The sequence below is a fragment of the Thermoleptolyngbya sp. C42_A2020_037 genome (assembly GCF_015272455.1).
Classification (GTDB): Bacteria; Cyanobacteriota; Cyanobacteriia; order Elainellales; family Elainellaceae; genus Thermoleptolyngbya.
The window spans coordinates 52,802-72,877 of record NZ_JACYLP010000018.1; the positions used below are offsets into that span (position 1 = coordinate 52,802).

18 protein-coding genes are annotated in these 20,076 nt (G+C 57.4%); 8 read left to right on the plus strand and 10 right to left on the minus strand.

The features are described from left to right. Window position 1: 1 nt before the first annotated feature. The 3 genes from sixA to IGS16_RS05255 form a co-directional block, all read right to left on the minus strand. Window positions 2-499 carry a phosphohistidine phosphatase SixA gene (sixA, locus tag IGS16_RS05245; protein ID WP_297083922.1) on the minus strand — a complete coding sequence of 166 codons (498 nt, stop codon included), beginning with the start codon at window positions 497-499 and terminating at the stop codon, window positions 2-4. A 98-nt stretch (window positions 500-597) separates the two neighbouring features. Continuing rightward, complete coding sequence (locus IGS16_RS05250) at window positions 598-930, minus strand: hypothetical protein (protein WP_297083923.1); 333 nt, start codon at window positions 928-930, stop codon at window positions 598-600. A 172-nt stretch (window positions 931-1,102) separates the two neighbouring features. After that, window positions 1,103-2,512: an aspartate ammonia-lyase gene (locus IGS16_RS05255; protein WP_297084045.1), complete on the minus strand. Its 1,410-nt coding sequence runs from the start codon at window positions 2,510-2,512 to the stop codon at window positions 1,103-1,105. Between the two features lie 249 nt (window positions 2,513-2,761). Between IGS16_RS05255 and IGS16_RS05260 the strand changes: the two genes are divergently transcribed. Both IGS16_RS05260 and IGS16_RS05265 read left to right on the plus strand, forming a co-directional pair. Continuing rightward, window positions 2,762-3,655: a tetratricopeptide repeat protein gene (locus tag IGS16_RS05260; protein ID WP_297083925.1), complete on the plus strand. Its 894-nt coding sequence runs from the start codon at window positions 2,762-2,764 to the stop codon at window positions 3,653-3,655. Window positions 3,656-3,861: 206 nt separating this feature from the next. Then, window positions 3,862-4,764, plus strand: coding sequence for an endonuclease/exonuclease/phosphatase family protein (locus IGS16_RS05265; RefSeq protein WP_297083927.1), 903 nt, complete (start codon window positions 3,862-3,864; stop codon window positions 4,762-4,764). Between the two features lie 75 nt (window positions 4,765-4,839). On the opposite strand, the gene IGS16_RS05270 is transcribed toward IGS16_RS05265, so the two are convergent. Both IGS16_RS05270 and dapF read right to left on the minus strand, forming a co-directional pair. Next, window positions 4,840-6,087: a lipid-A-disaccharide synthase-related protein gene (locus tag IGS16_RS05270; protein ID WP_297083929.1), complete on the minus strand. Its 1,248-nt coding sequence runs from the start codon at window positions 6,085-6,087 to the stop codon at window positions 4,840-4,842. A 110-nt stretch (window positions 6,088-6,197) separates the two neighbouring features. Further along, a complete protein-coding gene (dapF, locus tag IGS16_RS05275; RefSeq protein ID WP_297083931.1) occupies window positions 6,198-7,046 on the minus strand; it encodes a diaminopimelate epimerase in 849 nt (282 codons plus the stop codon). Between the two features lie 265 nt (window positions 7,047-7,311). Here dapF and IGS16_RS05280 point away from each other — a divergent pair, with 265 nt between their 5' ends. Next, on the plus strand, window positions 7,312-7,527 hold the full coding sequence (locus IGS16_RS05280) for an RNA-binding protein hfq (protein ID WP_068510312.1): 216 nt from the start codon (window positions 7,312-7,314) through the stop codon (window positions 7,525-7,527). A 74-nt stretch (window positions 7,528-7,601) separates the two neighbouring features. Here the strand turns inward: IGS16_RS05280 and IGS16_RS05285 are convergent, their stop codons facing one another. The 3 genes from IGS16_RS05285 to IGS16_RS05295 all read right to left on the minus strand — a co-directional run bounded on the left by IGS16_RS05285 (window position 7,602) and on the right by IGS16_RS05295 (window position 9,819). Then, on the minus strand, window positions 7,602-8,753 hold the full coding sequence (locus tag IGS16_RS05285) for a DUF4335 domain-containing protein (protein ID WP_297083934.1): 1,152 nt from the start codon (window positions 8,751-8,753) through the stop codon (window positions 7,602-7,604). Beyond that, window positions 8,750-9,358: a DUF3038 domain-containing protein gene (locus IGS16_RS05290; protein ID WP_084782485.1), complete on the minus strand. Its 609-nt coding sequence runs from the start codon at window positions 9,356-9,358 to the stop codon at window positions 8,750-8,752. Before IGS16_RS05290 ends, IGS16_RS05285 begins: the two co-directional genes overlap by 4 nt. Window positions 9,359-9,534: 176 nt before the next feature. Next, complete coding sequence (locus IGS16_RS05295; RefSeq protein ID WP_297083937.1) at window positions 9,535-9,819, minus strand: DUF427 domain-containing protein; 285 nt, start codon at window positions 9,817-9,819, stop codon at window positions 9,535-9,537. Window positions 9,820-10,267: 448 nt separating this feature from the next. On the opposite strand from IGS16_RS05295, the gene IGS16_RS05300 reads away from it, so the two are divergent. From IGS16_RS05300 to IGS16_RS05310, 3 genes are all read left to right on the plus strand, one after another. Continuing rightward, window positions 10,268-12,190 (plus strand): long-chain fatty acid--CoA ligase, encoded by a 1,923-nt coding sequence (locus IGS16_RS05300; protein ID WP_297083939.1) that lies wholly within the window; start codon window positions 10,268-10,270, stop codon window positions 12,188-12,190. 118 nt (window positions 12,191-12,308) lie between these two features. Next, a complete protein-coding gene (locus IGS16_RS05305; protein ID WP_068516377.1) occupies window positions 12,309-12,758 on the plus strand; it encodes a YlqD family protein in 450 nt (149 codons plus the stop codon). A gap of 301 nt (window positions 12,759-13,059) precedes the next feature. Continuing rightward, window positions 13,060-14,367, plus strand: a complete 1,308-nt coding sequence (locus tag IGS16_RS05310) for a dihydrolipoamide acetyltransferase family protein (RefSeq protein ID WP_297083940.1) — start codon at window positions 13,060-13,062, stop codon at window positions 14,365-14,367. A 147-nt stretch (window positions 14,368-14,514) separates the two neighbouring features. On the opposite strand, the gene IGS16_RS05315 is transcribed toward IGS16_RS05310, so the two are convergent. Next, on the minus strand, window positions 14,515-14,859 hold the full coding sequence (locus IGS16_RS05315; protein WP_297075656.1) for a DUF1830 domain-containing protein: 345 nt from the start codon (window positions 14,857-14,859) through the stop codon (window positions 14,515-14,517). Between the two features lie 537 nt (window positions 14,860-15,396). Between IGS16_RS05315 and IGS16_RS05320 the strand changes: the two genes are divergently transcribed. Then, window positions 15,397-17,019 carry a photosystem II high light acclimation radical SAM protein gene (locus IGS16_RS05320; protein WP_297084047.1) on the plus strand — a complete coding sequence of 541 codons (1,623 nt, stop codon included), beginning with the start codon at window positions 15,397-15,399 and terminating at the stop codon, window positions 17,017-17,019. Window positions 17,020-17,046: 27 nt separating this feature from the next. Here the strand turns inward: IGS16_RS05320 and IGS16_RS05325 are convergent, their stop codons facing one another. After that, entirely contained in the window at window positions 17,047-18,096 is a 1,050-nt protein-coding gene (locus tag IGS16_RS05325) for a mannose-1-phosphate guanylyltransferase (protein WP_297083942.1), read from the minus strand. A gap of 684 nt (window positions 18,097-18,780) precedes the next feature. On the opposite strand from IGS16_RS05325, the gene IGS16_RS05330 reads away from it, so the two are divergent. Further along, the gene (locus IGS16_RS05330) at window positions 18,781-20,067 is read left to right on the plus strand and encodes an LCP family protein (protein ID WP_297083944.1); all 1,287 of its coding nucleotides are present in this window, start codon (window positions 18,781-18,783) and stop codon (window positions 20,065-20,067) included. Window positions 20,068-20,076 lie beyond the last annotated feature (9 nt).

Here is a 20,076-nt window from a genome sequence, read left to right on the forward strand (position 1 = left end):
GCTAAATCAAAAATCGCGGCGGCGTTAGCCAAAAAAGCTGGCTATTGCCAACAGGGTTTCCCGTCTGGGGCACCAGCAGCCCCACCACACCCGCCTTCTTGAAAACGACATGGTGCTTCACCTCGCCCCACACTAGGCGTTCCGTCCATTCACTCAGACAGGGTTCATGCCCCACTAGCGCCAGCGTCTTGGCTCCCGTTTGCCGCCACTGGTCAAACCAGGGCAGCCAGTCGAGCAGCGACCCATCAAACGCGAGATGGCGCGATGCTTCGAGCGACTGACTCAGCCCTGCAGCACAGAGAATCTCCGCCGTCTGCCGTGCCCGCACCAGTGGACTGGTCAGCACATGGTCAAACCGAATGTCCAGCTTGTGCAGCCGCTCGGCCACCTGCCGGGTTTTGCGCTGACCTTCTTCGGTCAGCGGGCGCTCGTCATCGTTGGCATAGCTTCCATGTTCGCCCGCCAGTCCGTGACGAATCAGGTAGAGTTCGAGGGTCATGAAGGGGAAGAACCAAGCGACAGGGGAACAGAAATGACGGGGATGACGAAGGCGGCAGAGTGTCGAATATTGGCAACTCCATCACCGCATTCAACCCGCTATCGAGAACGATTGAGAGCCGTCACGCGCTCCGCGTTGGAGAAGACATCTTCGCCCTGAAGCTGGGACAGAGCAGGTTTCATCTCCATTTTCAGCACGTTGTCTACGTTGATGAACACGGTTTGCTCTGGCAGGTTGACGATCCACCAGTCTTTTTTCAGCAGGTGACGAACTTCGAGTTGGGTGGTTTGGTGCGTGCCATCGCTTTCAATCGGGGCATACAGGTTGAAGGATTCGCTGGTGCCGTTGACGTAGTGAAACGTGAGCTGGGTGTAGAGGGATTCTTGATATTCCATGACCTTCCAGTAGTGGGGATGCGGGTGTGCGGTCAATCTGCGTCTCGAAAGGCGCGAATGCTTCAATATTGCGATGGTTTCTGGAAAATCGGCCCAAGATTTTAAGGAATCTTCTCAAGACGTTTCAAGACGTTGGATGGGCGATCGCCCGCCGGGTTTTCCTAGTAAGACTAAAAATTCGTCCATTTCCCACTGCTAATTCCCACTGCTACCCATCGGCTTGGGCCGGGGTCATGGCGCTCATTTGCTCCAGATTGAGGACATTCGCCAGGTCTACCTCGCTCATCAATCCTTTCTCCAGCACGATTTGCCGCAGGGATTTTCCGGTTTCTAGCGATTCTTTGGCCACCGCCGCTGCGTTGAGATAGCCGATGTGCGGGTTGAGCGCCGTTACCAGGGCAAGGCTGCCCTCGGCATAATGCCGACAGCGATCGCCATTTACCACGATGCCCTTCAGCCCCTTTTCGGTCAGGGCGGCGATCGCATTTCCCAAGATTTCAATGCTCTGGATCAGGCTGTAGGCAATCATCGGCATCATCACGTTCAGTTCGAGCTGGCCCGCTTGGGCGGCCAGGGCGATCGCCGCGTCGTAGCCCATCACCTGAAAACAGACCTGGGAAATCATTTCTGCCATCACGGGGTTGTATTTCCCCGGCATGATGGAGGAACCGGGCTGCACAGGCGGAAGCTGGATTTCCTTGAACCCCGTCTTGGGGCCAGAATCCATCAGCCGCAGGTCGTGGGAAATCTTCACCAGGTCTTGGGCCAGGTTGCGAATTGCGCCGGAGACTGCCACCAAGGGAGCCATACTCTGCATAGCCGCCATCAGATGTGGGGCAGAGGTGAGCGGCTTGTCGATCAGCGTGGAGAGAATCTCTGCCGCCCGGAAGCGATATCTGGGATGCGTGTTCATGCCTGTGCCCGCCGCGCTGCCGCCCAACCCCAACACCGTCAGGTCTTTTTCGGCAAACTGGAGCCGCGCCAGATGATCCGTCAAAATCTGCGCCCACGCGCCAAAGGTGTCACCCATGCGGACGGGGACAGCATCTTGCAGGTGCGTCCGACCCGACTTGACGACATCCCGGTATTCCACAGCTTTTGCCTGGAGCGCGGCGATCGCCCCCTTCAGAGCAGGATACAGCGTCCGCTCCAGCGCCAGCAGCCCGCCGATGCGAATGGCGGTCGGAATCACATCATTGGTCGATTGCCCATAGTTGACGTGATCATTCGGGCTGACGCGGCTGTAATTGCCCTTTTCATCGCCCAAAATTTCCAGCGCCCGATTGGCCAGCACTTCGTTCACGTTCATGTGGTGCGACGTGCCCGCGCCCGCCTGATACACATCCACCACAAACTGATCGCGCAGGCTGCCCGCCAGAATCTCGTCTGCTGCCTGCACAATCGCCCGACTGAGGTCTTCAGAAATGCAGCCCAGTTCTCCATTGGCGATCGCCGTTGCTTTTTTAATCAGCAGGCAAGCATCGACATAGGTTGGCAATGGCTTTAGCCCGCTAATAGGGAAATTTTCGACCGCCCGCAGGGTTTGAATACCGTAATACACCGCGTTGGGAATCTGCTTTTCTCCCATTGAGTCGCGCTCTATCCGAAAATCCGCCATATCCACCCGTCGTTTCACGTAATTTCCCGCTATGAAACCCTATTCAACCTGGGCATACTAGCTTTCAGAAGGGTGCATGGCGAGATTGGGACTTCATCATTATGAATGAAACGCTCCGGGAAACTAAACGCCCATCTCACGGGATGTTGATAAATGGCTAATTCTGCATTCTCGATTACCTTAGAGAAAGCAGGGTTTGTGCTGTTTCATTCGCTTCTCCGCCGGATGGCGCGATGACTGAGTGGTGCTATGAGTCAGACGCAGGATCAAGTTAATCAAGCTGATCATATTCAAGACCGAGTGCAAGACCCAGAGATTCCAGATCAGGCTCAAGAGCACACGCAAGATTTAAACACCTGGCTTGACCAGGGCATGGCGCTCTACGGGGTTGGCCGGTATGAGGGTGCGGTCGCTCGGTTTGATCGTTTATTGCAACAGCAGCCCGATCATCCCGAAGCCTGGATGAAGCGAGGCTTTGCGCTACACGCGCTGGAATACGACGAAGAGGCGATCGCCAGCTTTGAGCGGGCACTAAAGCTCAAGCCCAAAAACGCGCTGGCCTGGCACGGCAAGGGCATTGCGCTGGCCCGGCTGGAGCGCTACGAAGAGGCGATCGCCAGTTTTGACAAAGCGGTGAAGTTTGACCCCGCCGATGCCAAGGCCTGGTACAACCGGGGCTACGCCCAAAATCGGCTGTATCGCTATCGAGAGGCGATCGCCAGTTTTGACAAAGTGGTGGAACTGCGCCCCAACAACTACCGCGCCTGGTATAACCGGGGGCTGGCGCTGGGGGCACTGCGCCGCTACGAGGAAGCGCTGACCAGCCTGGAGAAAGCGGTCACCATTAAGCCCACCTGCCACTATGCCTGGAGCTATCGCGGCATTGTCTTGGTCAAGCTGGAGCGGTTTGAAGAGGCGATCGCCAGTTTTGATCAATCGCTGCGATGCAAAGACGACAATCCCGAAGCCTGGTATGGCAAAGCCTGCGCCCGCAGCCTCCAGGGCGATCTGGAGCGCACCCTGAGAAATCTGCATCGCGCCGTGGTTCTCAGCCCCAATCTCTACCGCGTGATGGCGCAGACGGATACCAGCTTTGACAATGTGCGCCATAGTCCAGAGTTTCAGGCACTCCTAGGCGATTGAGGCGGGACGAGCGGGAAAACCGAGGAAACCGAGATCAGGTCGCTTGGAACTGATCTTGGGAACTAATCATCGAGATTTTATCCACAGGTGTTGGACGTGATCTGCGGCGGCTCCTATCAGTCGATATTATGTCGATATGATAGGGACACGTTGTTGCGTCGCCCCGACGCTGCAATGGTTTCAGGGTTGTCGCTCTGGCCTGGCTTATGCGCGTCCGCATCGGTACGTTCAATGCTGAAAACCTGTTTGCCCGGTTTCAGTTTAAGGAAGACCTGCCCTACGACGAGCTTCCCGAAAAGTGGACTGCCAGCGTGACGCAGTGCATTCCGTTTTCGGAAGGGAAAGATCGGATCACGGCGGAAGCCATCGGTGCGCTGCGAGCAGATATTCTCGGACTGCAAGAAGTCGAGAGTATGGACACGCTGAAGCAGTTTGTGCGCCAGTTTCGTCCGCTGATGCCCGACTATCCCTACAAGCTGGTCATCGACGGCAACGATCGCCGATTGATTGACGTGGGCTTGCTCAGCCGCTATCCCTTTCGCCACATCCGCACGCACCAGTTCGATCGCGCTCCCAGCGGCCACCTGATCTTTTCCCGCGACTGCTTGGAAGTAGACCTCGAACTGCCCGACGGCAAACCGCTGACGGTGTTTGTTAATCATTTCAAATCCATGCATGAGGGGCGCGAGGAAACCATGCATATCCGCAAGATCCAGACCCAGCGCGTTGTGCAGATTTTGCATGAGCGGTTTGGGGCCGATCCGGGCGCGGCAACCTGGGTGATTTTGGGCGATTTTAACGACTACCTGCCGTCGCTGGGGCTGGAGCCGCTGCTCAGCCAGCCCTGGCTGGAGAACGTGATCGAACGGCTGCGTCCTGATCAGCGCTGGACGCATTTCTTTTCGCGGGGCGAGGAATATCACCAGTTGGATTACATCCTGCTGTCGCGATCGCTCGCCGAAGCCAATCCCCAGGCGCTTCCCTACATCGAGCGGCGCGGTCTGCCCAAACGAGCCGAACGCACCGCAGTCCAGCGCTTCAACGGCGTGGGCAGCAGCTACCCCAAAGCGTCTGACCATTGTCCGGTAGTGATTGAGCTGGAAATTTAGAGATTTTAGATTTGGGATTTTAGATTTGGGGTCGGAAGTCTATACAATCCAAAATCGCCAATCCAAAATCCAAAATCACCCCGGTCTCCCAATACCTAGCTCCTGACTCAACAGACAGGCAGCAATGCGATCGCTCGCACCAGGCGCTCCCATGCGGCGGCGGCCGTTTTCGGCGATTAGTTGCAGGCGATCGGGGTCTTGCAGGAGCGATCGCACGACTTTGGCCGATTGCTCTGGCTGTTCCACCAAAATCACGGACGGCCCCAGCAGGCGGGTTTGGGCTTCGGCAAAGGCGGCGGTGAACTGTGGTCCTTCGCCGGGAAAAATCAGCGCGGGTTTGCCTAGACCCACAACTTGCTCGGTGGCGGTGCCCGCCATCGCCATCGCCACGTCGCCCCGGTTGACGCAGCCGTTAAAGGCCGTCGTCAGCAGCAATGTCGCTTTTTCCTGGCAATAGGCCAGCGGCGGTACGGGGGCAGGGTTCGTCAACTGCCAGCCGCGAGCCTGCAACGCTTTGTGCAAGATTGCCAGATCAAGATAAGGGGCGATCGCCGCCAACAAGGTCACGGGGCGATCGAGTCCCGTCACCAGCGATTGCGCCGCATCCAGCAGCGTTTCCCAGTTGCGATAGGCTTCGGGCACCCGCGACCCTGGCAGCAGCGTCACCACCAGCGCCTCATCAGCAATCGCAAAGTCAATCCCCATTGGCTCCAGGTCATCCATCATCGGGTTGCCCAGGTCATACACAGGCAGCTTCCATCGGCTCAGCACTTCGCTCGTCAGGCTATCGCGAGGAAACACCGCCCGACAGCGCGATCGCCCCATCAGCCAGCGCTCCCAGGGCAAATAGACCGATCCTGACCAGCTTTCTAGCTGCTCAAACCAGGAGGCGCGGGGCAAGAGTCCGGCTTCATCTCGCAAGTAATATTCTGATTTTGCCGTGCCCACAAAGGCATAAGGCGCACCGCTCCACCAGGCAAACAGCAGCGGCACCAGGTCGCCCACCGCCAAAATCAGATCACCTTGCTTGGCCCACTCGCGCACCACGCGGAGCTGGCTGAGGGTGAGCTGCACCAGCCCGCCGCGCAGGTCTTTGGCAAACTGCCGACCGTCCATATAGACAAAGCCGCCGGAGGGAAGCTGTTTGACTGGGCCAATCACGGGAATGCCGCTCTGGGAATAGGCATGACCTTCGCCCACCAGCGGCAGCGCCACGATATCTGCCACACGGCCCTCTAGGTCTGCCCGATGCCGCAGGGCCCGGAGAATGCGGAGGGCGATCGCATCTTCTCCATGACCATTGCTCAGACACAGTAGCTTCATGCCGAACCATCACTACGCGGTTGAACCTCAAGGATAAGGGATCGCTGCGAAATTTGGTAAGCCAGGCCAGCGCCCGCATTATCGGGATTCCGAGAGGTTAATGCGAGAATTTATAGCGTCGTGCCGCTGAAGACCTTTTGCGCCGGACCCGTCATATAAAGGTGCTGATCCGTCTCCGACCACTCAATCAGTAGCGGCCCACCAGGAAGCTCCACTGTCGCACGGCGATCGCTCTTGCCATTCAGCACGGCCGCCACCAGCGACGCACAAGCGCCCGTCCCACAGGCCAGCGTAATGCCCGCACCCCGCTCCCACACCCGCATCTTCAGATAGTCGGGGCGCACCACCTGGATGAATTCGGTGTTGATCCGCTTGGGAAAAGCCGGATGATGCTCGAACTGGGGCCCGATCGCCTCCAGCGGAATTGCTGCTACATCGTCTACAAACGTGATGCAGTGGGGATTGCCCATGCTGACGCAGGTCACAGCCCAGGACTGTCCGGCGACTTCCAGCGGCAGGTTAATCACCTTTTCCTCCGGCGTGGCCAGCGTCGTGGGAATTTCGCCCGCCAGCAGCCGGGGCAGCCCCATATCCACCGTGATCTGCCCATCGGCTTCCAGGCGCGGCGTGATCAGTCCCGCTAGCGTGTGAATTTTGTAGACTGGGCGCGGCGATCCGGTTTCGGCGGCTTCCAGGTCGGCAATAAAGCGGGCCAGACAGCGGATGCCATTGCCACACATCTCCGGCTCCGATCCATCGGAGTTGAAAATTCGCATGGTGTAGTCGGTGCCGTTTTGCCCCGGCAGCGCGAAGATTACGCCGTCTGCGCCGATGCCAAAGTGGCGATCGCACCAGTCCACTGCTTGCTCTGGGGTGATGCACGGCTCTGCCTGCTGCCGATTGTCTACCAGAATAAAGTCGTTACCCAGTCCGTGATATTTCGTAAATGCGATCGCCATAGCGGTGTGTCAAAGGGGTCTAACCAAAACTCAATGCTGCGGGAAGATGTTTCGAGTATCTTGCTTGAATCATCATAGGGTCGCAGTGGGCATTCTGAATATCGCAGCGGGCGATCGCAGCGGGCGATCGCGCAGCATCCAGCCGGACTCCCCACCATCGATGCGGGGCATCTCTTAAACTAAAGGGAACCTACCATCACCTCTGAATCGCCCAAAATCCAGAATCCAAAATCCAAAATCCAAAACCCCAAGATCCCCAAATCCTATGAGTATTGAACTAGAAACTGGTCTGCCCAGCGTCCGTCAGATCCAAACCCTAATCCGCGAAGAGCGCGAAGTAGAACTCAAACTCATTACCAACGACCTGATCACGGGCAAAATGCGGTGGCAAGACCCGCACTGTGTCTGCGTAGTCGATCACTACGATCAGCAAACGGTGATCTGGCGCAGCGCAATCGTCTACATGAAGCCCAAGCTGTAGTTAGGGATTAGACTCCAAGGGGGCAGGGGTCAGGTGCCAGAGTTCCTGAATCCGCCCTGCGAAGAGTCTTTGAACTATTCGGGTGGCATTCCGTGCCAGGGGCTTACCTGCACCACGCCCCCCGGCGTAAACACCACGCGAAAGAGGGCGTTGGGTTCTGCGGAGCGATCGGTCTGCTGATATTGCAGGTCAGGCAGCGGCGTTTGGTTGGCGTTTTGCACGGCGGCATTGTTCATATAGCGGAAACCCAAGATGTCGCCGTTCTCTGCCACCGAGACTTGATAGACCAAATCTTCGGTAAAGGTAGGTCGCTGTGACCAGGCATCATCGAGGCGATCGCGCAGTTGGGTCTTGAGTCGATCCAGTTGCTCTGGCTCGGTAATCTCATTCGCATTGACCAGAGCTTCGCCTACTGAGCCAACCGTCTCCGGAGAAGCATTTTCAGGGCTAGCAGCGGGGCTAGGACTTGCAGCACTGGCGCTGTCCGAAATGGTAGTATCTGGACTCTGAACTGGGCTAGGGCTTTCGACCGGGACGGGCGAAGCCAGCGGCGTGGGCGAATCCGTCGGCGGGCTGGCTGCGGGAGACGCAGGGCTAACCAAGGGTGCGGGCGTGGCTGCATCCTCAGCAGCTTCGGGGCGACGCTCTGGGATAGGCAAGAAGAACAGTGCCGCTGCCGCCGCCGCCAAGCCCGCCAGCCCAATCGCAGCGGGCACGACCTGCTTGGTCATGGGTTCATGGGTCACCGCATAGCGACGCGACACAGGCGCAAGCTGGAGGGCAAACTCTGGCAAGGTCTGACTATCGGCCAAAAACTGGTCAATCGCTTCCACTAGGTCAAAAAGCTGCACCGTCCGCAAATCAATCTGCACCGGAGCCGACGACCCACCGCCATTTGCCTCACCCACAAACGAATCCGGCTTAACCGTCAGCCGATGCAAATCCGGCTCGACTCGCTCCAGCGACACCAATTCCCCTTGTCCTGGTTGGGTGTGGGGATGGGGCACGCCGCTGAGAATGCCCTGGGCATAGTTGCTGGCTGTGATCGCCAGATCTTCCAAAAACGCCCGGCCGCCGCTAATTGGTTTTGGCTGTCCGGCAAAGTGGCACTCGGCATTGGTCACCATCGAGACGACGGGACGCGGCGCTGTTGCAGTCGCTCCGTCGCTTAGCCCTTCAATCACCAGCTTGCAGTTGGGCAGGGTATATTGCCGCTGAATCGTCATGCCACTTCTCCATCAAACAAGCTCGTCCAAAGTCGCTGGGGGCCGGCTGTGCCCGTGCAGAAGAGAAGCTGACGCAGCAGCCCCAGCGCCAGGTCATTCAGCTTTTCGTCGGTGTCGTAGAGCAGCACAGCGGCGCGGCGCGGGTTCATGCGAGCGCGAAAGTGCGCCCGAAAGCGCTCCAGGTATTCTGATAAGCGGAAGTGATGCTCTACCGAAAGGTTGCGATCGCTCAATTGCTGATGCGCCAACAGCAGCTGCCGAATCACGCCCGTCAGCCGCCGTGCTAGGTTGCAAATTACCAGAACCATCGCCTTGCCCTCGGCTTGCGTCATGGTTTTGCGCTGGCTGCCATAGCGTCGCAGCGGGTTGGCGCTGCGGAGTCGCCACAGCCCGACGCGATTTTTCACGATGCTTTGCAGATTTAGATCGCTAGCGGTAATCAGCAGCGCCTCCGAGCCACCCAGATCTAGCGCTTCGATCGCCAGCAGCAGTAAGTCAAGCTGCACCCGCGCCCGCCGGGGAACGGTTTCACCAGGAACCTCAATGTCGGGCAGGGTTCCCAAGATGGGAGGAATGGATTGATCGGGCGGGGTTTGTACTTGCATTACGGTACTTACATTCTTCTCATGCAGTGAATTCATCTGCGGCTGTCTCAAAAGTCAGTCTATCAGCGGTTTGATTCCCCGATTCTGACTACTAGGCTGGTCGAGACAAACCCATGCAATCAGAACTTTATGACTGGGATGTTCGACTTTAGGTTGCCCGCATTTTAAGCTTCGACTTAAACTTCGACCTTCACGCCGCGCCAAAAGGCGACATGTCCTGCAATTTCCTTAGCGGCATCCTTCGGCGCTGGATAATACCAGGCGGCATCTTTGTTGATCTGGCCATCGACCACGATGTTGTAGTAGCTGGCAACGCCTTTCCAAGGGCAGGTCGTGTGGGTGTCGCTGGGCTGAAAGTATTCAGACTGGATGGCATCGGGTGGGAAGTATTGGTTGCCTTCAACCACCACGCAGCGATCGCTCTCGGCTAGCACGGCTCCGTTCCAAGTTGCTTTGGGCATGGGTTTGTCCTGATTAATCCTTAATCTAAGAGTTGTACAGATCGCTTAAGAACGAGCAGCCAAGAATTGGGCAGTTACTCTAAACCGTGCGGGGCTTTGACGGAATTCGACTTTCGATGAAAACTTTGCAGTGTTGATGAAAATTAGGGCTAAGAACTGAGGAAAGCTAAAACCCCTAACCATAACTCTTGTAAAAGAGTCCCAACCGCCAATTCTAGCGCGTGAACTTACCAATCTTAAAGATCGGCACAAGATTCACCTGAAAGCAAGGCAGGGGTTGGGGAGCAGGCAGGCGGACAGTTGGCAATTTTGGCGCGAGTGGCCGGGGGGAGGGTGTCGCATGGCACGATGCTGCATACACTAGAGCCAGAAACAAAACGCCAGAAAGCACCCCACTGGGCGTTTTTAGAGCGTTTTTGTTGAGCCGTCTAGCGCTGAGAGAACTCCTATGACTGCTGCCGTGTCTACTGCTGCCCCACTGAGCAAATCGCCCTTTAGCCAGATGCAAGCGGTTCCCGAATTGTTTGCCCGCTGCGCCCAGCGACCGGAGATTGCCAATCTAACTGCTGTGCATGATCCTCACAGCACGCCGGAGATCAAGCTGACCTACGCCGAGCTATATCAGCAGATATTGCAATTTGCCGCAGGGTTGCAGGCGCTGGGCATTCAGGAGGGCGATCGCGTCGCCTTGTTTTCCGACAACCGTCCCCGCTGGCTGATTGCCGATCAGGGCATCATGACATCTGGGGCAATCGACGCGGTGCGCGGCTCCCAGGCAGACCCAGGCGAACTGCGGTTCATTCTTGAAAACAGCGAAGCCGTGGCGCTGATTACCGAAGATGCCGCCACGCTGAAGAAAGTCTCGCCCAGCCTGGACGACCTGCCGCTGCAAACGGTGATCCTGCTGACGGACGAAACGCTGGACGCGCCGGGGCTAAAGATTCTCAACTTTTTGCAGGTGCTAGAGATGGGCAAAGACCGTGCCGTGCAGCCGCCCACCCAGCGCACCCGTGACACACTAGCCACGCTGATGTATACCTCAGGAACTTCTGGCGTGCCCAAGGGCGTGATGCTGAGTCATGGCAACTTGCTGTCGCAGGTCGAAGGCGCGGCGACGGTGGTCGAACCGCAACCGGGCGATCGCGTCCTTAGCATTCTTCCGATCTGGCACTGCTACGAGCGCACGTTTGAGTACTTCATCTTTGCCCACGGCTGCACGCAGATCTACACCAACATTCGGTTTGTCAAAAAAGACCTGAAGGAGTTTCGTCCACAGTTTATGGTGGGCGTGCCGCGCCTGTGGGAGTCGATTTACGAAGGCATCCAGAAACAGTTCCGTGACCAGCCAGAGAAAAAGCAAAAGCTGGTGAATTTCTTGCTCAAACAGAGCGATCGCTACGTCAAGGCGAACCGCACCCTGCAAGGGCTAAACCTGGACAACCTCAACCCCTCGCCCCTAGATAAGCTAAAGGCCATGGGCGCAGTGGCAATCACCTCTCCGGTCTACCTGCTGGCGGATCGGCTGGTGTTCCAAAAGGTGCGCGACGGCATCGGCGGCCAGATCAAGTTCGTCGTCAGCGGCGGCGGCTCCATTGCCGAGCATCTGGAAGACTTTTTTGAAATGGCGGGTATTCAAATTTTGGGCGGCTATGGACTGACGGAAACCTCGCCCATTACCCATGTCCGCCGCGTCCGGCATAATCTGCGCGGAGCCGATGGACAGGCGCTACCCTACACCGAGACGCGCATCGTCAACCCGGAAACTCGCCAGGATTTGCCCCAGGGACAGCAGGGCTTGATCCTGATTCGCGGTCCCCAGGTGATGCAGGGCTATTACAAGAACCCCGAAGCTACCCGCAAGGCCATCGACCCAGATGGCTGGTTTGACACAGGCGACCTGGGCTGGATGACGCAGTGGGGCGACCTGATTATTACCGGCCGCGCCAAGGACACGATTGTTCTCACGAATGGCGAAAACATCGAGCCGCAGCCCATCGAAAACGCCATCATCCGCAGCGTGTATATTGACCAGGTGATGTTGGTGGGACAGGATCAGCGGATGATTGGGGCGCTGGTGGTGCCCAATCTGGAAACGCTGGAATCCTGGGCAGCGACTCAGGGTGAGGCGGTGCGAAATGCAGACGGCACAATCAACCTGGAGTCGAAACCCGTGCAGGACTTGATTCGTCAAGAATTGACCCAGGCAGTGCAAAATCGACCAGGCTTCCGCCCGGATGAGCGGATTGGGCCGTTCCGCATCCTCAGCGAGCCGTTTACGGTGGACAATGGGCTGCTGACCCAGACGCTAAAAGTGCGCCGCAACGTTGTGATGGAACGCTATAGCAGTATGATCGAATCGATGTTTGCCTGAGGCCGTTCCCGCATGTTGTATGGTTCGGGGGCGGCGTGAGGGCGATCGCCAGAGTGTTGCACCAGATCGTGGCACAAACACTTCAAACCTTTATTCAATGGACGATTTCAACTTCCTCATGGACCCCTCCCAATCCTACTTGCTCCTCAAACGCGCTGTGAACGTCAAGGCTGTGGTCACCCCCCGCTGGAAAGAAGAGAAACAGCAGCAGTTGCAACTCCAAATCGACCAGCTTGATGAGCAAAAGCAGCAGCTTGAAACCCAAGAGCAGCGCATGATGGCGGAAATGCGAAAGCAAATTATTCGCCCTGACGATCCGGCGATCGCCCAGCAAATGAACAACTTCCAACTCCAGGTCAACCAGCGCAAAAGCGAAATCCTGGAGCGTCGCAACCAGGTGTTGCTGCAACTTCAGCAGGTGCAGCTTTTGGACATGGATCAAGAAGTCAGCGAAGGGCTGGTGGAAGGCTTCTGTCGCGTCGAGATGGGCGATAACCTGATCCGCAAAATGCAGATCGAGGTGCTGCTGCGGGACGGCATTGTGGAGGAAATTCGGGGAGAACTTTAGGCAGGCGTGATAGGCGGTTAGAGCATGAGGGCAAGCTCCCCGATGCGCCCCAAAATCCAAAACCCAAAATCTCAAAATCGGTTCCTCCCTTCTCATCTCCAAACCCTAACCCCTCTCGCCAAAAATCTGCTTCGTATCGCGTTACAATTCAATCTGCTGAGTCTCCATTGTTTTGGAGTGGGACTTGGCTGCAAAGATTTCGGGGTCGATAGTTTCAGGCAGTCTGAGCTACAGTCAATTACGCTTGACTGGATGACCCAGCTTACATTTCACCATTACTCACGATTTGGGAAGCCGCTCCATGATCCACGAAGTTTTCATGCCTGCGCTCAGTTCTACGATGACCGAGGGAAAGATTGTTTCCTGGGTAAAAGCACCGGGCGACAAGATTGAAAAGGGCGAAACCGTGGTGGTGGTGGAGTCCGACAAGGCGGACATGGATGTGGAGTCGTTCTATGAGGGTTATCTAGCAACGATTATTGTGGACGCAGGCAGCACGGCTCCAGTGGGCGAGGCGATCGCCCTGATTGCCGAAACCGAGGCGGAGATTGAGGCCGCAAAGCAGAAGGCGGCCAGCGCCTCGGCTCCTGCTCCGGCTGCCCCGACTCCTGCGCCTGCCGCTGAACCGGAACCCGTCGCTGCGACCGTGGAAGAGGCGATCGCCAGCAGCAACGGCAGTTCTGGACGGCTCGTCGTGTCGCCCCGCGCCCGCAAGCTGGCCAAAGAACTCAAGGTTGACCTGGCCACGCTCAAAGGCAGTGGCCCCCACGGGCGCATCGTTGCCGAAGATGTAGAAGCCGCCGTTGGCAAAGTGTCTGAACCTGCAACTGCGGCAGTGACTCCGGCTGCGGCTGCGGTCGCTGCTCCGGTGACTGCGCCTGCTCCGGCTCCGGCAACTCCCAAACCCGCCCCCGCTCCGGCGGCCCCCGTCACGCCGGGCCAGGTCGTGCCCCTGACCACGCTGCAAAATGCCGTTGTGCGGAACATGGTCGCCAGCCTAGAGGTGCCCACCTTCCACGTCGGCTACACCATCACCACCGACAACCTGGACAAACTCTACAAGCAGATCAAGTCCAAGGGCGTAACGATGACGGCGCTGCTGGCCAAGGCAGTTGCCGTGACCCTAAAGAAGCATCCGCTACTCTACGCGGCCTACACCGACCAGGGCATTCAGTACAACAGTGGCATTAACGTGGCGGTGGCGGTGGCGATGGACGATGGCGGGCTGATCACGCCCGTTCTGCAAGCTGCTGACCAAATGGATATCTACACCCTGTCGCGCACCTGGAAGGACTTGGTCGATCGCGCCCGCTCCAAGCAGCTCCAGCCCGCAGAATACAGCACAGGCACGTTTACGCTCTCCAACCTGGGAATGTTTGGCGTTGATCGCTTTGATGCTATCCTGCCGCCGGGCCAGGGCGCGATTCTGGCGATTGGCGCATCCCGCCCGCAGGTAGTGGCGATCGCAGAAGGACTATTCGGCGTGCGGACGCAAATGCAGGTCAACCTGACTGCCGATCACCGGATTATCTACGGTGCCCACGCCGCAGCGTTCCTTCAAGACCTGGCCAAGCTGATTGAAACCGACGCGCAATCGCTGACGCTGTAACAGTTCGGTGTAAGGGTTCCACGGAACGGTTCAGTCATTCAGGAATACAAAAACCGACGCAAAAAAAGGGAGCATCTGCGCTCCCTTCTAACTTGCTTCTCAACCTCGGAGATCAAACCCGCAACCGAGCGCTCAAACTCAGCCGAGCTATTCCGCAGACGTTGCTGCCGCGAAGGCCTGGCGAACTTGAACGCTGTTAAATCCTGCTTCCGAAGATTCAAACGTCGCGTCTAGCTCGTCTTCAATCAGAAGGCGATCGCACGGGATCGTGTCTGACAGAATGGCACTGGCCATCATGCCGCAGTGGATTTCTAGCATTGCGTCGGGTACAGCCTCAAAAATGAGTCGCTGCCCCGGAAACACCACGCGCTCAAAATACCAGCCAGGAACGTTGGTGATGCGAGCGATCTGGATTTTGCTAGTCGCGTTCACGTAGCAGCAGAGAATGCGAGCTGACGTATCGGTGGGGACGGGATCGATAATTTGCGCCATAGCCGTGAGGAGCCTCGTGTAATTGCGTGGGTGTTTTAACCCTAACATCCCACGATCCCAAAGGCTGTAAACTCAACTACCAACAATCTGTACGCAAAAATTCACGGGAGTGTGATCCCCGCATGAAGTCAACGGCTGTCGACGGCTTTCAGCGCTACCTCTGGCTCTGTTTCGGCATTCTGGCAGGCTAGCGATCCACCATCAGATATTCGTCGAACATCCAGGTATAGAGCGAGGTCGCGTCAACCCACGCAAACCTTCGATAAAGTCGGGCCAACATAAACGCCCTTCAGGAAGGCTATCGTGTTTTTGGGGCTTTCAATCTCTCTGGATACGAAACTTCGATGCACGCCAAGAAAGTCGATGGTATCGTAAAGATATATAAACAAGCGTCTCAGATTCGATACCTGCCTTTTATCGATTTCTCCTCTTATCGGTTTCCATAGAGCGATCTCTACAGATAGACAGATAGACCTTTACGGCTTGACGCTTTCCGACCTCAGATTCACCGGATCAATCAGCATGACAGCGCAGTTGATGTCTCCACCGACACCGCTCACCCGCCGCGATCGCCTCTCGTCTGAGCGGGTGCTTTATGTGCGCCTTCCGTGCAATCCCATCTTCCCTATCGGTGTCGTCTACCTGTCTGACCACGTCCACAAAGTTTTTCCCGACGTGCAGCAGCGCATTTTTGACCTGGGAGCCGTGCCACCGCTGGATTTTGGCCTCGCGCTCGACCGCTGCATTGACGAGTTTCGCCCGACGCTGCTGGTGTTTTCCTGGCGCGACATTCAAATCTACGCCCCGGTTGGCGGCCGCGGCGGCAACCCGTTGCAAAATGCTTTCGAGTTCTACTATGCTCGCAACCCACTGGTCAAATTGCGGGGGGCGCTCGGTGGACTCCGCATGGCCACGTCCTATCTCACAGAACTCTGGCGCAACGAAGGTCTGATCAAGCGCGGGCTAAAGCGGGCACAGCGCTACTGCCAAGAAGTTCGACTGGTGGTGGGCGGCGGGGCCGTCAGCGTGTTTTATGAACAGTTGGGCAATATGCTTCCCAAAGGCAGCATTATCTCCGTGGGAGAGGGCGAGGCGCTGCTCGAAAAGCTGCTGCGGGGACAGGATTTTTCGGATGAGCGGTGCTACGTGGTGGGCGAAACGAAACCGCGCGATCGCCTGATTCACGAGCAGCCCGCCCCGCTGGAAAAAGGCGCGTGCAACTACGACTACATCGCCGAGATTTGGCCCGAATTTAGCTACTACCTGCAAGACCAGGATTTTTACGTCGGCGTGCAAACCAAGCGCGGCTGCCCCCACAACTGCTGCTATTGCATCTACACCGTCGTCGAAGGCAAGCAGGTGCGGATTAACCCGGCGGATGAAGTGGTGGCAGAAATGCAGCAGCTCTATCGGCGCGGCGTTCGCAACTTCTGGTTTACCGACGCGCAGTTTATTCCTGCCCGCAAATTCATCGACGACGCGGAGGAACTGCTGCAAAAAATCGTCGATGCGGGCATGACCGATATCCACTGGGCCGCCTACATTCGCGCCGACAACCTGACCCCCCGCCTCTGCGAGCTAATGGTGCAGACGGGCATGAACTACTTTGAAATCGGCATCACCAGCGGCTCTCAGGAACTCGTCCGCAAAATGCGGATGGGCTATAACCTGCGGACGGTGTTGCAAAACTGCCGTGACCTGAAGGCAGCCGGGTTCAATAGCCTGGTATCGGTCAACTATTCCTTTAACGTCATCGACGAAACCTTTGACACGATTCGCCAAACCATCGCCTACCATCGCGCTCTAGAAGACATCTTTGGCGCAGACAAGGTAGAACCCGCCATTTTCTTCATCGGCCTCCAGCCCCACACACACCTAGAGCAATACGCCTTTGACCACGGCATTTTGAAAAAGGGCTATGACCCGCTGGCAATTCACCTGCCCTGGGTGGCGAAAAAGCTGCTGTGGAACCCGGAACCGCTCGGCTCCTTCTTTGGTGAGGTGTGTCTGCAAGCGTGGCGGCAAAACCCCAACGACTTTGGGCGCGAGGTGATGCGGATTTTGGAACAGCGGCTTGGCCGCGCCGAGCTAGAAGAAGCCCTGACAGCGGCGATTCCCGTAGGAACCGCTTCGCGAATCGCCCCTGCGGTCAAGCGGTAAAGCCCCCACGCGGTCGGATCTACGGGTCTACAGCAAATGGTGGTACTGCGGATCGTCTTGCAGCGCCTTGAGGACTTGCTTGATTTCCTGGGTGCGGTCTTTTTTCACCACCAGCGTCACTTTGTGGTCGCGCACGATCACCGTATCTTCTAGCCCGATGGTGACGATCAGATCTTCGTCGTCGGTTGCATAAAACAGTGCGCCCTGGGTGTCCAGCCCGACGTGACGCGCCAGTTCTACGTTGGGATTGTCGCCCTTTAGCAGCCGTTCGATAGCATTCCAGTCGCCCAGATCGTCCCAGCTAAAGGCAACGGGCAGCACGTAGGCGCGGTCGGTTTTTTCCATCACAGCGTAGTCGATGCTCTGCTTGGGCAGCTTGGGATAGGCTGCTGGGCCGTCTTTCATGAGCGGCTGCATGACGTAGGGCGCGTGGGTTTCCAGTTCCGCCAGCATGACCCCCGCCTGAAAGATGAACATGCCGCTGTTCCAGCTAAAGCGGCCGCTGGCGAGAAACGCCTCCGCCGTGGCGCGATCGGGCTTTTCGGTGAAGCGGCTGACCCGGTAGGCGGCGCAGTCGAGATACATCCCTGCTGGGTCGCCTTGTTCGATGTAGCCATAGCCCGTCGAGGGGAAGCTCGGCGCAATGCCCAGCGTGGCGATCGCCCCCTGTTCTCGCGCCAGATCTGCCGCAGCCCGCAGCGTATTGTGAAAGGCCGGCAGGTCGCCAATCCAGTGATCTGCCGGGAAAAAGCCGACGATTGCTTCCTCTCCATAGCGGCGGGCAATTTCTAGCGTCGCCCAGGCCACCGCCGGAGCCGTATCTCGTCCCTCGCTTTCCACCAAGAGGTTCGCGTCTGGCAGGTCGGGCATCTGCTCTCGTACGCCATCGGCCAGGTGCGCCGCTGTGATCACCCACAGCCCGTCCCATCCACCCGCAAGGTCAAGAAGGCGATCGCCCGTCGCCTGGAGCAAGCTTCTGCCGCTACCGTCGAGGCTTAGAAACTGCTTGGGACGCGCCTTGCGGCTGAGGGGCCAAAACCGTTCGCCCTTGCCGCCTGCCAGAATCACTGGAATCATGCTGCTTGCTCCTCCACGTTTACGCCGCTGCGTTTACCTAATCCCGCCCTATCGTACAAAACTTTTCTCATGCCTAGGGTTCCCAAAACCGCCGACTTTACCGGATTTTTATCTACAGGACTTACGTAGTTGGACAATTTCTCGCGGGCTACGCCCGCGAGAAATTGTCCAAAATTCAAAGAAGAGCTGATCGCAAGTGCGGAAGTCCTGAATCTAGAAAGCCAGGAGACTACTGAGAGCAGCTTTAGGTTAAGGTTGAAGCAGCTTTAGGTTAAGGTCGCTTTGCAAAACCGTCACGCAGCTTACGATGCGATCGCTTGGGGTTTGATAAGGTTATGTCCAGCGGGAGAGTAGGTCATCTTGTCGAGTGACCCAAGGGGATCATATACAAAACGACACATTTGGATAAACTGGTGAAGGGCTAGAACTGCTGCTAAGAATTTCACAGGGGGCATTTCGGAAGCAGCGCAGAGTTTGGATACGAGTTGCAGCCAACGCAGTTACGAGGTGTGAGTCCGAGTGAGACAGTCCAATCCTGAGTCTGAAATTGAGCTTTCTGAACCCGAACAACCTGGTCAAGTCCCCGTAAACTCGCCTTCTCCGCGAGCCTCTGCGACTGGGGTTTCCCCTAGTTCCCCAAAGCGGGCGATCGCTCCAGCCGCCCCGCCAAAGGGACGCAGCGTTTTGAACAAGTTCCTGTGGGTTTTGGCCTTTGTCTCTACGGCGACGGTTTCCGCAACGCTGGGGGCAGCGCTGACGATTCTGATGCCAGAAAGGGGCGATCGCGACTCGCAGAGCGACCTGCGGCAGCGCGTAGGCACAGTATTGGCCAACAGTTTTGGCTATCGGGTGACGCGCCCCGTCAACATTCTGGTTATGGGGGTCGATCACTTTGTGGATGCTCCCGAAGATGCCGAAGACATCCTCCTGGGCGGGCGCAGCGATGTCATGCTGCTGGTGCGGGTCGATCCAATCGCCAATACGGCCAGCATCCTGTCCATCCCTCGCGATACACGGGTGGAAATTCCAGGCTATGGGGTTGCCAAAATTAATCACGCGAACCAGGAAGGGGGCGCAGCCCTGGCCGCCCAGACCGTCAGCCACAACCTAGACGGTGTGCCGATCGATCGCTACGTGCGCGTCAGCACGGATTCCTTTCGGGCACTGGTCGATCTGCTTGGCGGCATTGAGGTCTACGTTCCCTTCCGAATGGAATACGAGGACGTGACCCAGAAGTTAAAAATCGACCTGGAAGAAGGCCATCAATGGCTAAACGGCGACCAAGCAGAGCAATTTGCCCGCTACCGCAACGATGGTCAGGGCGATATTGGACGGGTGCAACGCCAGCAGCAGCTTTTGAGAGCGCTCAAGGATCGATTGGCCAGCCCAGCAACCGTAACCAAACTGCCGCAAATTATCGCGCTGATGCAGGAGTATGTCGATACCAACCTAACACTAGAGGAAATGCTGGCGCTGGGCAACTTTGCGCTGACGATGGAGCGCAGTGACCTGCGGATGGTGATGCTGCCCGGTCGATTTAGCCGGCCCGACGAGTCGATTGCCAGCTATTGGATCTTGAACCGTCGTGAGCGCGATCGCATCATGCGGGACTATTTCCAGGTGCCAGGGATTGATGTGCAGCTAGCCCGCAGCGCCGATCCTAGTTCCCTCCGCATTGCCGTGCAAAACGCTAGCGGCGACGGGCGAGCAACGCGCCGGTTGGTGCGCTATCTGCGCGAGCAGGGGTTCTACAACGTCTACGTCATTCCAGATTGGTCGGTCTGGGAAGGCGAAACCCAGGTGATTGCTCAGCGGGGCGACCTAGAGGGGGCAGCAATCGTGCAGCGATCGCTCGGCGTGGGCGAAGTGGTGTCGGCCTCGATTGGCGATTTGGAGTCGGATTTGACGATTCGGATTGGCACTGATTGGGTAGAGCGAGCAGCGAGCGGACAAGACCACGTTTTGAACTAAGCCCCGTCG